Annotated in this window: 15 protein-coding genes; all 15 read right to left on the bottom strand. The window is 42.4% G+C overall.

Annotated elements, in window-relative coordinates; translation table 11 throughout:
- Nucleotides 1-9: 9 nt before the first annotated feature.
- Entirely contained in the window at nt 10-1,230 is a 1,221-nt protein-coding gene (locus G632_RS0100640) for a BMP family lipoprotein (RefSeq protein ID WP_022767100.1), read from the bottom strand.
- A 52-nt stretch (nt 1,231-1,282) separates the two neighbouring features.
- Nucleotides 1,283-2,059 (bottom strand): uridine phosphorylase, encoded by a 777-nt coding sequence (gene udp, locus G632_RS0100635; protein WP_022767099.1) that lies wholly within the window; start codon nt 2,057-2,059, stop codon nt 1,283-1,285.
- A gap of 118 nt (nt 2,060-2,177) precedes the next feature.
- Nucleotides 2,178-2,693 (bottom strand): ribosome maturation factor RimM, encoded by a 516-nt coding sequence (rimM, locus tag G632_RS0100630; RefSeq protein ID WP_022767098.1) that lies wholly within the window; start codon nt 2,691-2,693, stop codon nt 2,178-2,180.
- Nucleotides 2,694-3,452, bottom strand: coding sequence for a tRNA (guanosine(37)-N1)-methyltransferase TrmD (gene trmD, locus G632_RS0100625; RefSeq protein ID WP_022767097.1), 759 nt, complete (start codon nt 3,450-3,452; stop codon nt 2,694-2,696).
- A 56-nt stretch (nt 3,453-3,508) separates the two neighbouring features.
- Nucleotides 3,509-3,736: a KH domain-containing protein gene (locus tag G632_RS0100620; protein WP_022767096.1), complete on the bottom strand. Its 228-nt coding sequence runs from the start codon at nt 3,734-3,736 to the stop codon at nt 3,509-3,511.
- Nucleotides 3,737-3,772: 36 nt separating this feature from the next.
- Nucleotides 3,773-4,018, bottom strand: coding sequence for a 30S ribosomal protein S16 (gene rpsP, locus G632_RS0100615; protein ID WP_022763995.1), 246 nt, complete (start codon nt 4,016-4,018; stop codon nt 3,773-3,775).
- 83 nt (nt 4,019-4,101) lie between these two features.
- Nucleotides 4,102-5,475: a signal recognition particle protein gene (gene ffh, locus G632_RS0100610; RefSeq protein WP_022767095.1), complete on the bottom strand. Its 1,374-nt coding sequence runs from the start codon at nt 5,473-5,475 to the stop codon at nt 4,102-4,104.
- Nucleotides 5,475-5,795 carry a YlxM family DNA-binding protein gene (gene ylxM, locus G632_RS0100605; protein ID WP_022767094.1) on the bottom strand — a complete coding sequence of 107 codons (321 nt, stop codon included), beginning with the start codon at nt 5,793-5,795 and terminating at the stop codon, nt 5,475-5,477. Before ylxM ends, ffh begins: the two co-directional genes overlap by 1 nt.
- A gap of 79 nt (nt 5,796-5,874) precedes the next feature.
- On the bottom strand, nt 5,875-6,741 hold the full coding sequence (locus G632_RS0100600) for an AraC family transcriptional regulator (protein WP_022767093.1): 867 nt from the start codon (nt 6,739-6,741) through the stop codon (nt 5,875-5,877).
- A 1-nt stretch (nt 6,742) separates the two neighbouring features.
- Nucleotides 6,743-7,828, bottom strand: coding sequence for a glycoside hydrolase family 25 protein (locus G632_RS18405; protein ID WP_022767092.1), 1,086 nt, complete (start codon nt 7,826-7,828; stop codon nt 6,743-6,745).
- A gap of 3 nt (nt 7,829-7,831) precedes the next feature.
- Nucleotides 7,832-8,710 (bottom strand): YitT family protein, encoded by an 879-nt coding sequence (locus G632_RS0100590; RefSeq protein ID WP_022767091.1) that lies wholly within the window; start codon nt 8,708-8,710, stop codon nt 7,832-7,834.
- Nucleotides 8,710-9,936 carry a threonine ammonia-lyase gene (gene ilvA / locus G632_RS0100585; protein ID WP_022767090.1) on the bottom strand — a complete coding sequence of 409 codons (1,227 nt, stop codon included), beginning with the start codon at nt 9,934-9,936 and terminating at the stop codon, nt 8,710-8,712. The genes G632_RS0100590 and ilvA overlap by 1 nt, the downstream gene beginning before the upstream one ends.
- Complete coding sequence (gene ftsY / locus G632_RS18400; protein WP_022767089.1) at nt 9,929-10,918, bottom strand: signal recognition particle-docking protein FtsY; 990 nt, start codon at nt 10,916-10,918, stop codon at nt 9,929-9,931. The genes ilvA and ftsY overlap by 8 nt, the downstream gene beginning before the upstream one ends.
- A complete protein-coding gene (gene smc / locus G632_RS0100575) occupies nt 10,918-14,475 on the bottom strand; it encodes a chromosome segregation protein SMC (RefSeq protein ID WP_022767088.1) in 3,558 nt (1,185 codons plus the stop codon). Before smc ends, ftsY begins: the two co-directional genes overlap by 1 nt.
- Entirely contained in the window at nt 14,475-15,170 is a 696-nt protein-coding gene (gene rnc, locus G632_RS0100570; protein ID WP_022767087.1) for a ribonuclease III, read from the bottom strand. The genes smc and rnc overlap by 1 nt, the downstream gene beginning before the upstream one ends.
- Nucleotides 15,171-15,219: the final 49 nt, after the last annotated feature.

The raw sequence follows: 15,219 nt of genomic DNA, 5'->3' as shown, positions 1-15,219 counted from the left end.
GGGAATTAATTACTTAATGTTACCCTGGAAGTTGATCTTAGCTGTTGTAGCTGAAGGCTGCTCAGCTGAAGAATCGTTAGATACTACAACCTTACCGTTTACCATATCAGCAACGAGCTGCTTGTAATCAGCCTCAGTAAATCCGTCAGTCCAGATTGTGCTGTCAGCAAGACCTACATAGTTGAGGCTCATGTCATCAGCAGATACAAGACCAAGGTTAAGGATCTTGCCAGCGTAAGAATCCCAGTTACCATCCTTGATTGCTGTAAGAAGTGTGTTAACTGTTGCCTGAAGGCCCTTCATAGCTGAAGTTACAGTCATGCCCTTCTCGAACATTCCATCGATTGTTGCAGCCTGGTCAACGTCTACACCGATAACCTTGCCACCAACCTTAGCAGCTGCCTCACCAGCAGATGTGAAGATACCACCACCGCAAGCGAATACAACTTCTGTGCCGCCCTGGTACCATGTATCCATAGCTGCTGTGATATCAGCATCGCCGTAGAACTGGTTACCATAAGCATAGTTGATCTCTACATCAGCGCCGAGCTCAGCTGCAGCTGCGTCAGCACCCTGTACGAAACCATAACCATAACGGATAACAGCAGGAACTGCCATTCCGCCAAGGAAACCGAGCTTTGTGTAGCCCATCTTTACTGCTGCGTAACCAGCCATGTATCCGGGAAGCTCTTCCTGGTAAACTGCTGAGAATACGTTAGCAAATGTCTCATTGTTGAAGTCTGAAGAATCACCTTCAAGGTCATACTCAGAAACGTCAAGAGCAACGAACTTAACATCAGGATAAGTATCAGCTGTATCCTTGATAGCGCCTGCGAAAGCGTAACCAGGCATAACGATTACGTTGTAGCCATCAGCTACAGCCTTATCGATCATAGCCTCTCTCTCAGCATCTGAATCACCTTCAGGCTTGTAGTATGTGAAGTCAACACCATTAGCCTCACCAAATGCCTTACAAGCTTCATAAGTTGACTGGTTGAATGACTGGTCTGTGATATCGCCGTAGTCAGTAACCATAGCAACTCTCATGTCAGTTGCCTCTGCAGCAGGTGCCTCAGCTGTCTGCTCTGCAGCAGGCTCAGCAGCAACTTCTGCTGTCTGCTCTGTTGTCTCTGCAGTATCTGTTGTTGCAGCAGGAGCTGTATCGCCACATGCTACTAATGAAGATACCATTGTTGCAGCCATAAGAACTGCGAAAAGTTTCTTTTTCATAATTTCCCTCCGTTTGTAATGAAATAATAGAAACATTTATAATAAAACCTTTTCAGGCTTTATCCAAAGCTATGAGGTTCTTGATACCCTCGATTGTGGTCTTGTAGACCGCATCCATATCATGAACCTGTGGATTTGAAAGACCTTTTTTAGCTCTTTCCTGATTGGCAACTACCAAAAGTACGGCTCCGGTACGAAGTCTTAAGTAGCTTCCGACGATGAAAAGTGTTGAGCTTTCCATCTCTGAGCAAAGGCATCCGCATTTGATCCAGGCATCCCACTTATAAAGGAGCTCCGGTCCTACTGGTTTGGTTTCAGGTTCGTGCTGTCCAAAGAATGAATCCTTGCACTGGGCAACCCCGACGTGATATTTAGCTCCTACGCTCTTAGCACCGTTTACCAGTGCATTGACCACATCAAAATTAGCTACAGCAGGATATTCTATAGGAGCATATTCCTTGGATGTTCCTTCTGCTCTGATGGCTCCGTTGGCAATAACAATATCGCCACCGATCACTTCTTCCTGCATTCCACCTGATGTACCCATGCGAATAAAAGTGTCAGCTCCACATTTGGCAAGCTCCTCAACGCAGATAGCTGTTGAAGCACCGCCGATTCCATGGGATATAACACTTACCTTCTCACCACAAAGTGTACCTGTATATGTAGTATATTCTCTATTCTGAGCGACAAATACGGGATTATCAAAGAGTTTTGAAATAGATTCACATCTTCCGGGATCTCCTGTCAAAAGGACATATCTTCCTATATCTCCCGGTTTAACATGTGTATGGTACTGGTATCCGGCACCTTCTGTATAATCTACCATAATTTTTTACCCCAACATCTTGTATGTGCAAAGTTATACATACTAAATATATTTAACTTATATTATAATCCAAATATTGATTTTTAACAACTCTTGCGACCTATTTTAAGGCAATAACTCAGCCAAGAAGCCCAGGCATCACATGAATAGTGATCTTTCCTGCATCAATATCGATTTCTTTTACACAGTCTTTTATCGCAGGAATATAAATCTTCTCTTCACTGCCTTTTAAAGTCATCTCGTAGACATCATTGGCACCTGTCTGAAGAATTTCTGTGAGTGTACCAAGTTCAGCACCTTCCTCATCTACAATTGTAAGTCCGATGAGATCTGCACAGTAATACTCGCCTTTCTCCAGCTTAATGGCATCTTTTCTGTCAATTGTCAGTTCACATCCCCTGAATTTCTCAACTTCGTTTATGTTGTTAAACTGCTTGAACTTAACAATAACAAACTTTTTAAAGAATCTTGCACTAACGACATCCAAAAGGATCTCCTCACCCTTCTTTGTATGGAGCGTAACTTTCTTTAACTTTTTAAATCTATCGGGGTCCTGTGTTGTGGGAAATACATTTACTTCCCCCGCAAGACCATGTGTTGATGCAATTACTCCAACCTGAAATGATTCTGTCATTTATTCTCCTTCTGTTTCCGGCTTAGGTTTTCTCTTGCGCTTCTTTTTCTCCGGTTTTGGCGGATTGTCGATCATATACTGCTCATAGAGATCAGGCCTTCGCTCTTTGGTTCTGATAAGGGACTGCTCAAGTCTCCACTCATCAACTTTCTTGTGATCACCCGATAAAAGAATCGGCGGTACTTTTTTACCCATCCATTCCTCAGGCCTTGAGTACTGAGGGTATTCCAAAAGACCGTTTCCAAAACTCTCTGTCAGTGCTGACTCATCGTTGTTTAAAACACCGGGTACCAGCCTTGATATTGCGTCTATCATGACCATGGCCGGAAGCTCTCCTCCGGTAAGGACATAGTCTCCGATTGAGACATAGTCTGTAACTATCTCTTCCAGAACTCTTTCATCTACGCCCTCATAATGTCCGCACAAAAACACAAGGTCTTTTTCCTGTGCAAACTCAGCAGCCATCTTCTGTGTAAATACCGAGCCCTGTGGAGTTACATATATAACTCTTGGTTTTGAATCTATTTTATCTTCAATTGCTTTATAACAGTCATATATAGGCTGAGCCTGCATAAGCATGCCTGCTCCGCCGCCATAGGTGTAATCATCCACCTTGTGGTGTTTGAGATCACCTGAATAGTCTCTTATATTTATAGCCTCAAAAGAAATGAAGCCCTTTTCTATTGCTCTTCCTATAATGCTTGTGGAGAGTCCCTGTTCTATCATTTCAGGGAAAAGAGTCATAATGTGGTAGTTCATTGTTCTCCTTAGAAAAAAAGCCGAATAAGAAATATATCTTATTCGGCTATCCTTAATTAAACAATTTCTACATCAACCTTAATGTTTTCTCTTGTTGATGCTGCCTTGACTACAGCGCGGATTGCCTTTGCAATACGGCCCTGTTTACCAATTACCTTGCCCATGTCTGAAGGTGCAACATGAAGCTCGATCATTATATTACGCCCGTCCTTTTTCTCGGTTACAACAACCTCATCGGGGTTATCAACAAGCGCTTTTGCGATAACTTCAACTAAATCTTTCATGATTAACCTCCGGCATATTTATGAAAAAGAAAAATATTATTTCTGAATGCCGGCCTGTCTGAATAACTTAGCTACAGACTCAGTTGGCTGTGCACCGTTTGAAAGCCACTTCTTAGCAAGCTCCTCGTTAACCTTAACTGTGCTGGGATCTGTGTTAGGATCGTATGTTCCGATCTCCTCGATGAACTTACCCTGTACAGGAGCCTTTGAATCTGAAACGATGATTCTGTAGAAAGGAACCTTCTTCTTACCAATTCTCTTTAATCTGATCTTTACTGCCATTTTAAATTTCCTCCATTTAAATAATTAAATTATTGTTGTCAGTTTTATATGTATCAAACAGCTATTGCTGCAATGACATATCGTTAGAATAATTTACCACCGCCGAAAGGATTACCGAATTTACCGAACTTACCAAATCCTCTCTTGCCGCCCATAAGGCCGGGCATCTGTTTCATCATCTTGTTCATCTGCTCGAACTGTTTGATGAATCTGTTAACAGCTGCAATGTCATTACCTGACCCCTTGGCAATCCTGTATTTCCTCTGAGGGCTCATAAGTTTGGGATTCTTGCGCTCCTGTGGTGTCATTGAAAGAACAATGGCCTCTAACCTTGCGAGTTCTTTCTCATCGGGAAGCTGATCATCACCGATCTTGCCCATTCCGGGAAGCATTCCCATGATAGCTCCAAGTCCGCCCATGTTTCTCATCTGTTTCATGCTCTCAAGATACATCTCGAAATCGAGCTTGCCCTTTTTCATCTTCTGGGCCATCTCTTTTTCTTTTTCAGCATCCATCTGAGCGTTGGCTTCAACAGCCTTGTCGATGAGACTTAGTACATCACCCATTCCAAGGATTCTGCTGGCCATTCTGTCAGGATAGAACTGCTCAAGATCTGAGAGCTTCTCACCCATACCAACATAGAGAATAGGCTTACCCGTAACTGCTTTTGTCGAAAGAGCCGCACCACCTCTTGAGTCGCCGTCCATCTTGGAGAGGATAATTCCGTCAACTCCAACCTTCTCGTTGAACTCAGATGCAACATTTACTGCATCCTGACCGGTCATTGCATCAACTACCAGGAGGGTCTGATGAACAGTTACCGCTTCCTTGATGTCAATGAGCTCCTTCATCATTGCTTCATCTATCTGAAGTCGACCAGCTGTATCGATGATAACAACGTTATTGTTGTTCTTCTTAGCGTGATCGATTGAAGCCTTAGCTATTTCAACAGGACTTATGTCAGTTCCCATTGAAAAGAAATCTACCTGCTGTTTGTCAGCATTGATTTTCAGCTGATCTATAGCTGCAGGCCTGTAAACGTCGCAGGCAACCAGAAGTGGTTTTCTGCCTTTAAGTTTGATCTTACCGGCTATCTTGGCAGCTGTAGTTGTTTTACCAGCACCCTGAAGACCGCACATCATGAGAACTGTTATCTCATTTACAGGCTGAAACTGAATCTCAGTTGTCTCAGATCCCATAAGGCTGGTCATTTCTTCATTAACAATCTTGATGACCATCTGTCCGGGATTAAGGCCGTTTAGTACTCCTTCACCGATAGCTCTCTCCTGCACGGAGTTAATAAATTGTTTAACCACCTTAAAGCTTACGTCAGCTTCAAGAAGAGCCATCTTTACTTCTTTTAAAGCAGTCTTAACATCTGCCTCGGTGAGGACGCCCTTACTCCTTAGGCCTTTAAATACGTTTTGAAGTTTATCAGTAAGACTTTCAAAAGCCATCAACCAAGCTCCTCTAATATCTTTTCAGAAATATCCAAGAGATCTTTATCTCCGCCGGATGCATCCTTTAGTCTCTCGACCTGAGTCTTGATTGCCTCAAAGCGTCTGATCATGTGGAGCTTATCCTCATATTCCTGAAGCGATTTCGTGCATCTCTTTATAAGATCATGAACACCCTGTTTACTGATACCGTGTTCATCTGCGATCTCGGTAAGTGACATATCGTTGTAAACAGCTGCTTCATATATCTGCTTTTGATGTTCTGTAAGCAGTTCGCCGTAGAAATCGTACAGCAAACCCTGTTCAACGATTTTCTCCATAGTTAACCTCATCCTCAAATATGCACAATGAGTATAATATACAAAAAAGATATAGGTGTCAAGTATTTTTTCTTGACGCCTATATCTTAACCTCTGAAGGCATTATCCCAAGCTGGTTTTTAAAAGCTCTGCTGAAGGATGAATAATCACGAAAGCCACATTCTATGCAGGCATTTGTGGCAGGCATTCCGCCCATTATATAGCTTCTTGCAAGAAGAATGCGCTTCTCCGAGATGTATTGATGGATTGAATACCCGGTCTCATTCTTGAATGTACGCATCATATGATACTTGCTCATGTAGAACTTATCAGCTAAAAGATCAATCGAGAGGTCTTTATTTAAGTTATTTCCGATATACTCGATTATCTCAATTATCTTGCGATTATACCTGGCTTCAGGCTTAAATCCGAAGTCTTCCATAATGCAGGCCTTATTAAAAGCAATGAGAGCCTTCATCAGATCCAGCCGTGTTGTAAGTTTTCCGGCATATTCCTTATCCTGTTTCTTTTCATCTGCTTCAACAGTTTCAAACATATTAAAGATTTCTGCACTGATATTTGCAGGAAACCTTACCACATAGCTCTTTAGCTCTTTTGCCTTGTCAAATGAATCCAAAAGGCCGTAATGATTTAGAAAATCATCAGAGAGATAAAGGATTATCCTGTCATACCCTTTGCCTTTTGGCTGTGCTCCAATTTCCGGCTTATGGATCATAAATCTGTTAACAAGCACAAAATCGAAGGGCATAAGATCATACTCAAACCCTTCGATGTTATATTTTACTGTTCCATCAAGTATTAAGATAAGTTTATGAAAGTCGTGATAGTGAAAAGGTATATCAAAGGACTCTTCTGTCTTAATATGAAAGAAGTGAAAATCCTCGTTCAGATATCCTTTTTGCTCATAAGCTTCATAAGATAATGAAGCATCATATCCATTTTCCATATCAATAATCCGTTATACAGATGTTAAGGTCTACGTCTCCGTCGATTCCATCGACCCTTCCGGATGATGTGTACTGCCAGATATCAAAGTGGTAAGGATAATAAAGAGGCGTTCCGTAATATGCGATCCAGATATCGTAATTGTCGACATCAATTGCATCCATCAGCAGGGTGAAGCTCTTTACATTACCATAAATCATAGGTGTATAGCCTGCATTTGAAACCATATCACAAAAAGTCTTCACAACAAGCTCATAATCGTCAGTTGAGAGGTCAACGGTTCTTGCTGAATCAGACTCTGCAGACTCTACATCGATAACAACAGGGTACTTGATCTTGTAGGGCTCGATAAGGTCAAGAATAAGCTGAACTTCCTCTTTTGCCTCATCTTCATCAAGAGCCTGTGAATAGAAATAAACGCCTACATCGATGCCGTTTTCTGTTGCGCCTTCAATATTGGCCTCGAAGAAATCATCTACAAGAAGCTTACCCTCTGTTGTTCCGCGAAGGCCGGCTCTTATAATTGCAAAATCAATGCCTGCAGCCTTAACCTTCTTCCAGTCGATCTCTCCCTGAAATCTTGATACATCGATTCCGTTTTTGGCTTCAACGGTAGAATCATCTCCTACGTATGTAAGAAAACCGTTCTCATCAAACTCAAAATCTTCTTCTCCGAATCCATGATGCTCAATCTCATCAAGTATCGGGAAGAAATAATATCTTCCGGAACTTGCTACAACTATCTGATCCGGGAAAAGAGATCTGATAGTGCTTGTAGCTCCGTCGCCATTTTCAAGTTTTTGCTGGATCATTGCTCTGATGGAGTTTTTTGTCTCTTCCGCAGCTTCTTCTTTTGCGTCTTCAACAAGCTTTGATGCCTCTGCCTCAGTATAGTAGCCCTCCTGATTCAGTGCATCAAGCTCACTCCTTATGGCATCTTCCTGTCTCTGAAGGTTGGCATTTCTGATAAGAAGAACAATGCTGAAGGTCAGCGCCATCAGCGCAACCAGACTAAGGAAGATAATAGATACTATATTCTGTGTATTTCTGACACCCCTGCGAACTCTGTAATCCCCTGAATTATTCATACCTTACATTCTCTCGTCGAAATAGCTTTTGTATCCCTCACCGAAGATCTCACTTGCACTGGTAATGATCATAAATGCGTTTGGATCCTCTTCTCTTACAATGTCTTCTGCAAGAGGTGAAAGTCTCTTTTTAATAGCGCACATTATTACTTTCTTTTTTTCTCCGCTGTATGCCCCCTGAGCGAATACGTGTGTTGCACCGATATCCAGCTCATCTAACAGCCTTGCGGTAATAATGTCCGGTCTGTCTGAAATGATGTAAATAAGCTTGGCACCGTCTCTTCCGTACAGAACAAAGTCAACAACAGCGCTGACAACAAGTACTGATAAGAAAGAATACATAGCAGCTGCCAGATCGTTAAATACGATGGCTGCTATTACCAGAACTATCATATCGGTCATGATATATAGAATTCCGGTCTTAATATGAGGGTACCGAAGCCTTAACAGTTTAATTATAACATCCGTACCACCACTTGTGGCATGACATTTAAATATCAGTCCGATAGCAACGGCTGTCATGGCACTTCCGATGGTAACAGCCAGTATCATATCGTGTATTATGTACTGCCCGAAGTATTTGGTACACAGATCCGTAAATACAGATATCATTGTTGTGGCATAGATTGTAGATATGGTAAATCTTATGCCAAATTTCATGATGGCTATGAGAAGAATAGGTATGTTCAGTATAAGAAACCACATACCTGTTCCTATTCCCACAAGCCTGTTAAGAACGATTGCAAGACCGGTCATTCCACCGGGTGCAAGGTTATTTGGGTCTACCAAAAGACTCGTTCCAACTCCGTAGATAAGAGCTGCAAATGTTATTATCAGATACTCCTTGAGTCTCTTCTTTGGTGATATTTTCTTTGAATTCATTAAATATTGGTCCTTACGATTCTTGGCTTGTAACCGTTGTCGTTAAGAGCATTCATGATCTGCTCCTTATGCTCGGTTCCAAATGCCTCCAGAGTGATTCTGAGCTCAACTGCAGCGTTTCTGTTGATGGAAACAAACTGGTTATGCTCTAATTTTATAACATTTCCTTTTACTTCGGCTATAATTCCGGAAACTCTTGATAATTCACCTGGCTTATCAGGTAAAAGAACTGAAACCGTAAATATACGGTCTCTCATGATAAGACCCTGCTGAACCACTGAAGACATGGTAATGATATCCATGTTTCCACCGGAAAGTACGCATGCTACCTTTTTGTCCTTAAGATCAAGCTGCTTGAGTGCTGCAACTGACAAAAGGCCGGAGTTCTCAACAACCATCTTGTGGTTCTCAACCATATCAAGGAATGAAACTACAAGATCTTCATCGGGAACAGTGATTATCTCATCAATATTCTTGCGAAGATAAGGGAAAATATGCTCTCCGGGAGTCTTAACAGCTGTACCGTCAGCAATTGTGTTTACTGAAGGAAGTGTTACTACGTGACCTGCCTTAAATGACTCCTGCATGCAGTTAGCGCCGGCCGGTTCTACACCTATTACTTTTATCTTGGGATTAAGAAGCTTAGCGAGTGTTGAAACACCTGTTGCAAGTCCGCCTCCCCCTATTGGTACAAGGATCACATCAACTGTAGGAAGTTCCTTTATGATCTCCATGGCTATAGTGCCCTGGCCTGTTGCTACATCGAGATCGTCGAAAGGATGAACCAGTGTATATCCGTTTTCCTTGGCAAGCTCAAGGGCTTTCTGGTATGCTTCATCGTATACGTCTCCGTAGAGAACAACTTCTGCACCAAGCGCCTTGGTTCTGTTAACTTTGATAAGAGGAGTTGAAGTAGGCATACAGATAACAGCCTTTACTCCGTACTGTTTTGCAGCATATGCAACACCCTGTGCATGATTGCCGGCAGATGCGGTAATAAGTCCCTTGCTGCGCTCTTCGTCTGTAAGAGTCGTAATCTTGTAATAAGCACCTCTTACCTTGTAAGCACCGGTCCTCTGAAGGTTTTCAGGCTTTAAATAAACCTTACCACCAGTAACTGAGCTCCAGTAGTCACTGTAAATGAGCTTGGTATCAAGGGTTACTTTCTTGACATCTTCATACGCTTCTTCAAATTTGTCCAGGGTCATCTTGTTTTCGTCAGCCATTGCTATTCTCCTGTTCCTCTTTATTTTCTTCAACTTTATCATTATTAGTCTCTGCATCATCTCTATCTACATCAAAGAGTGCATCGACAAATTCATCTGAATTAAATCTTTCAAGGTCATCAATACCCTCACCGACTCCCACATATTTAACGGGGATATTCAGCTCGGATACGATAGCAACAGCGATACCGCCTTTGGCAGTTCCATCAAGCTTTGTAAGAACTATACCTGTAAGGTCGGCTGCTTCGCCGAATTCTCTTGCCTGATTAATGGCATTCTGGCCTGTTGTACCGTCGAGTACAATAAAGTTCTCGCGCCATATTCCGGGAAGTTCTTTGTCAATGATCCTGTTCATCTTGGCAAGCTCTTCCATCAGGTTTTTCTTGTTATGAAGTCTTCCGGCAGTATCAACAATCAGAATATCGCAGTCTCTTGCCTTAAAAGCTGATGTTGCATCATAGATAACGCTGGCCGGATCTCCTCCCTCACGTCCTGTGATGATGGGAGTCTGAGCTCTCTCAGCCCAGGTAGCAAGCTGCTCGGTTGCTGCAGCTCTGTAGGTATCGGCTGCTGCAATAATTACTTTCTTGCCTTTATTTCTGTAGATGGAAGCAAGCTTACCAACAGTCGTTGTCTTACCGACGCCGTTAACACCAATGATAAAGATTACTGTCTTCTTGTTCTCAAAGCTGTAGTCATCACCATCAGTTCTCATCTGTTCTCTGATATTCTGAACCAGGAGCTCTTTGCACTTGGCACGGTGGATAATTCCTTGTTCCTTGACTTGAGCCCTTAGTTTATCAATGATCCTGCTGGTTGCATTTATGCCGATATCAGCCATGATGAGGACTTCTTCGAGTTCTTCATAGAATTCCTCATCTACAAATGCATCGTCGTAAAAGACATTGTCCATTCCCCAAAGAAATTTATCTCTGGTTTTGGCAAGTCCGATCTGAAGTTTTGCAAAAAAGCCTTTTGCCATTAGTTTGTAAGCTCCTTATCAATCAGGTTTACGCTGACAAGGGTAGATACACCCTTCTCCTGCATTGTGATTCCGTAGAGTCTGTCAGCACTTTCCATGGTTCCTCTTCTGTGAGTAATAACGATGAACTGTGTACTTGCAAGCTTGTGAAGATACTTGGCAAAACGTACAACGTTATTTTCATCAAGAGCCGCCTCAATCTCATCAAGCAGACAGAATGGTGAGGGCTTAAGGTTCTGAATAGCAAACAAAAGAGCTATTGCAGTAAGAGCCTTCTCTCCACCGGACATCTGCATCATGTTAACAAGTTTCTTGCCCGGTGGCTGTGCATTGATCCTGATTCCTGCTTCAAGAACGTCTTCATCCTCAGCAAGTTCAAGTGCACCGTGTCCGCCTCCGAACATCTCTTTGAAGACTTTATCAAACTCTTTGTTGATGAGTTCGAACTGCTCGATGAACTGCTTTCTCATAGATTCATCTAGGTCTTTGATGATCTCTTTAAGCTGCTCTTCTGCCTCAATAAGATCATCATGCTGTGTCTTCATAAAGGTATATCTCTCCATGAGGTTCTTGTAATCCTCGATGGCATTTACATTTACATCACCAAGCTTTTTGATGGAATCCTTGAGAGTATGTGTCTCCTTCCTCATGGATGGAATATCCGTCATCTCTTCATCTCTCATCTGAGCTGCATCTGCAAGAGTAATCTCATACTCGTTCCACATGTAGTTGATCTGAGATTCGATAGCTTCCTGAGCTCTCTCTTTCTTTCCGACAAGTCTTATTACCTCTTTTTCGAGGTCTGACATCTGCTTGTTAAGTTCCTGTGTCTTGTCAAAGAACTCCTTCTGAGAAACAGAAAGCGCATTCTTGGCTTCCTTCTTTTCTTCAAGTTCCTTGGTTGCATCGGTCTGGACATCTGTAGAAGCTTCTATAGTGAGCTTGATCTCTTCAATATCCTTTTTGCTCTGTGCAAGTAACTCATCATTTTTCTTGATGGTCTCGAGGATCTCTTCCAAGGCATCCTCTTCGCTTTCGATATCAGCATTGATACGATCAAGGTTCTGCTTCTGGAAATCCTGCTTCTGTACAAATTTCTCGTACTCGATATCCCATTTTGCAACCTTTTCGTTCTTAACTTCTTCGTCCTGATGGAGAGTTTCTAGCTGTCCTTGGAAGGTCTGAACCTTCTCGGAGCACTGTTTCTCAAGTTCTTCTGATTCTTTTAACTGCAAAAGAGCCTGTTCCTTCTCGGCAGCTATTTCGCTAAGCTTACTCTCAATCTCGGCGTTTTCTGTCTTAAGGTCTGAGTATGAACCCTTTTGCTCTTCCTGCTTCTTCTCCTCGTTTTCAACGTTAATCCTGGCAGTGTTCTGAGCAATGAACTTGCCCTGAAGTTCAGTTCTTAACTCTTCTGCAAGGGTACGAAGCTCATTTCTCTTAGTCTTAAGGCCATCTATCTCAGCCTGTGTATCTTCTACCTTTTGCTTGTATTTCTTAACGTTAGCTTCAAGATCTTCCATTTCTCTTCGTCTTCCGAGGAGGTTTGAGTTGTTCTTGAAAGCACCACCACTGATAGCTCCGCCGGGTACTAAAAGCTCACCCTCTAAAGTTACCATTCTGACTGTGTATTTATATTTCCTTGCAATCTTTACGGCATTGTCGACATTATCAACTGCGACAATCCTTCCAAGCATTGCCTTTGCAACTTTTTTATACTTGGGATCGGTCTTTACAAGCTCATCAGCCATACCAAGTACGCCGGGCTCTTCCAAAGCTTCTTTTGCCTTGAGTTCAGGAGGATTATCAAGAGATGTAAGCGGAAGGAATGTAGCTCTTCCGGCTTTTGACTGCTTCAGATATGCGATCATCTCTTTGGCTGTCTCTTCATTGTCTGTAACAATATTCTGGATATTTCCTCCAAGAGCAACTTCGATGGCTGTCTCATATTTGGGCTCGGTCTTGATAATATCCGCAACGACACCGATAATTCCCTTGGTATCTTCCTTGCGCTCCATGACCTTTTTTACACTACCGCCGTAGCCCTCATATCTCTCAGTCAGGTTTGCAAGAGCTTCAAGCCTTGATTTCTCCTGCTGGTAGAGTTCCTGGGTCTTTCTGAGCTCAGTATCCTTGATACTCATGGTTTCACGGATGCTAAGCACTTCTTTTTCTGTCTCTTTCTGCTTCTTGTTCATCTCAGAGATCTCAGCAGTAATACTGTCAAATTCATCTCTGAGTTTCTTTAGAGTTTCTTCCTGCCTTGATTCGTCGGAACGAGCACGAACAAGCTTGCCGGTAAGTTCAGCCTTTCTGATGTTTACCTGCTCTTTCATGGTATCAAGGGAGCTGAGCTTGGACTTGATGTTAGATCTTGTGTTAATGGTATTGATGATAGTGCTCTTGCACTCTTCAATTTCGTTGTTGATGTTTTCAATCTGAGAAAGGGTTGCCTCGAGTTCTTTCCTGGCACTTTCTCTGTCTGACAAAAGACCTTCAGCCTCTTTGTCTATTTTCTCTTTTTCTTCGAGATACTTATCTCTTTCTGCGTATCTTACTTCGAGTTTTTCACGCTCATCCTTCTCTCTTTTCTTGAAATGAGCGTCATTATCGGTTGCGGACTTGATCTTCTCGTTCAGGATACCGATCTGTCCCTCGAGCTTTTCTCTTTTGACCGATGAATCAGTGATCTTAGCTCTTGCTTCATCGATCTCTTTATCTATTTCTTCCAGCTGTTTCTGGATGTTTTCATATTCTTCTTTTGTCTTTTCGTAGCTGCCTTTTGCTTCTTCCAAGGACTCTGTAGCTACGTTGTAGTTGTTTTCAGCTTCTTCAAGCTGCTGTTTCTGGAGCTTGTTCTCAACCAGGAACATGTTTACATCGAGGGTCTTAAGTCTTTCACGAAGTCTTAAAAACTCTTTGGCTACTTCTGACTGCTTCTCTAAAGGTCCGACTTGTTTCTCAAGCTCTGAGAGAATGTCTGATAGTCTGGTGAGGTTGATCTTTTCCTCTTCGAGCTTCTTGATGGCTGTTTCCTTACGGGTCTTGAACTTAACGATTCCGGCAGCTTCGTCAAAAAGATTTCTCCTGTCCTCAGGCTTACTTGAGAGGATCTGGTCAATCTGACCCTGTCCGATGATGGAATAGCCCTCTTTACCGATACCGGTATCCATAAAGAGCTCGTTAACATCCTTAAGTCTGCAGGATGATCCATTAATCATATATTCACTCTCTCCGGAGCGGTAAAGACGTCTGGAGACAGTTACTTCATCATAATCAATAGCCAGGGAATGGTCAGAATTATCCAATGTGATGGCAACATAAGCATAGCCAAGAGGCTTACGAAGTTCTGTGCCTGAGAAAATAACATCCTGCATGGATCCGCCACGCAGCTGTTTGATTCGCTGTTCACCAAGAACCCACCTTACGGCGTCAGCCACATTACTCTTACCTGAGCCGTTAGGTCCTACGATTCCGGTTATACCGTTGTGAAAATCGAACTTTATCTTATTGGCAAAAGATTTAAAGCCATGAATCTCAATACTTTTTAAGTACATTACTGCTTATTCTTTAATACAAGAAGAGCCTGACTGGCGGCTTTTTGTTCCGCAGCCTTTTTGGTCTTTCCTGTCCCCTCTCCCAAATTCTTATCTCCGACATAAACGCGGACCTCAAATATTTTATCATGTTCAGGTCCACTTTCGCCACATATTTCATACCTTACTTCGCCCAAATTTTCTCCCTGGGCTACTTCCTGGAGCATCGATTTGCTATCTCCAAACATAACCACAGCATCGGTGTTTGTAAGGATATAACTGTCAATAAAACGCTTGGACTGCTCTATTCCCCCGTCAAGGAAAAGAGCTCCAATAACAGCCTCCATTACATCTGCTATGATTGACTCTTTATCACGACCTCCTGTTGCTTCCTCTCCCTTTCCCAGAAGAATATAGCTTTTAAGGTCAAGTACTTTTGCATCAAAGGCCAGAGCACCTTCACAAACAAGAGATGCTCTCATTTTGGACATTTCGCCCTCTTTTTTATCAGGAAATTTCCTAAACAGATAGGCACTTGAGATCATCTCAAGCACAGCGTCACCGAGAAACTCAAGTCTTTCATAGTCAGGGTGTTTGTTTATTTTCTGCTCGTTTACAAAAGAGCTGTGAGTAAAAGCCTGAATCAGAAGCTGCTTGTCTCTGAATGTGTAGCCAATGAGCTGCTCAAATCTGCTTATATCTTCATCCTTAATCATAATTTCTCCAATATATAAATAATGAGGCAGCTACTATAGCCGCCTCAAA

The sequence above is a fragment of the Butyrivibrio sp. NC2007 genome (genome assembly GCF_000421405.1).
GTDB lineage: Bacteria > Bacillota > Clostridia > Lachnospirales > Lachnospiraceae > Butyrivibrio.
The sequence above is the reverse complement of the archived record's forward strand: the minus strand, read 5'-3'. Positions and strand labels throughout refer to the sequence as shown.

Coding starts and splice junctions, on each gene's coding strand:
- G632_RS0100600 (WP_022767093.1), bottom strand. CDS start 6,741: ATGGAAAATGGATATGATGCTTCATTATCTTATGAAGCTTATGAGCAA.
- ftsY (WP_022767089.1), bottom strand. CDS start 10,918: ATGGCAAAAGGCTTTTTTGCAAAACTTCAGATCGGACTTGCCAAAACC.
- rimM (WP_022767098.1), bottom strand. CDS start 2,693: ATGACAGAATCATTTCAGGTTGGAGTAATTGCATCAACACATGGTCTT.
- smc (WP_022767088.1), bottom strand. CDS start 14,475: ATGTACTTAAAAAGTATTGAGATTCATGGCTTTAAATCTTTTGCCAAT.
- trmD (WP_022767097.1), bottom strand. CDS start 3,452: ATGAACTACCACATTATGACTCTTTTCCCTGAAATGATAGAACAGGGA.
- rnc (WP_022767087.1), bottom strand. CDS start 15,170: ATGATTAAGGATGAAGATATAAGCAGATTTGAGCAGCTCATTGGCTAC.
- G632_RS0100640 (WP_022767100.1), bottom strand. CDS start 1,230: ATGAAAAAGAAACTTTTCGCAGTTCTTATGGCTGCAACAATGGTATCT.
- G632_RS18405 (WP_022767092.1), bottom strand. CDS start 7,828: ATGAATAATTCAGGGGATTACAGAGTTCGCAGGGGTGTCAGAAATACA.
- rpsP (WP_022763995.1), bottom strand. CDS start 4,018: ATGGCAGTAAAGATCAGATTAAAGAGAATTGGTAAGAAGAAGGTTCCT.
- udp (WP_022767099.1), bottom strand. CDS start 2,059: ATGGTAGATTATACAGAAGGTGCCGGATACCAGTACCATACACATGTT.
- ylxM (WP_022767094.1), bottom strand. CDS start 5,795: ATGGAGAAAATCGTTGAACAGGGTTTGCTGTACGATTTCTACGGCGAA.
- G632_RS0100620 (WP_022767096.1), bottom strand. CDS start 3,736: ATGAAAGATTTAGTTGAAGTTATCGCAAAAGCGCTTGTTGATAACCCC.
- G632_RS0100590 (WP_022767091.1), bottom strand. CDS start 8,710: ATGAATTCAAAGAAAATATCACCAAAGAAGAGACTCAAGGAGTATCTG.
- ffh (WP_022767095.1), bottom strand. CDS start 5,475: ATGGCTTTTGAAAGTCTTACTGATAAACTTCAAAACGTATTTAAAGGC.
- ilvA (WP_022767090.1), bottom strand. CDS start 9,936: ATGGCTGACGAAAACAAGATGACCCTGGACAAATTTGAAGAAGCGTAT.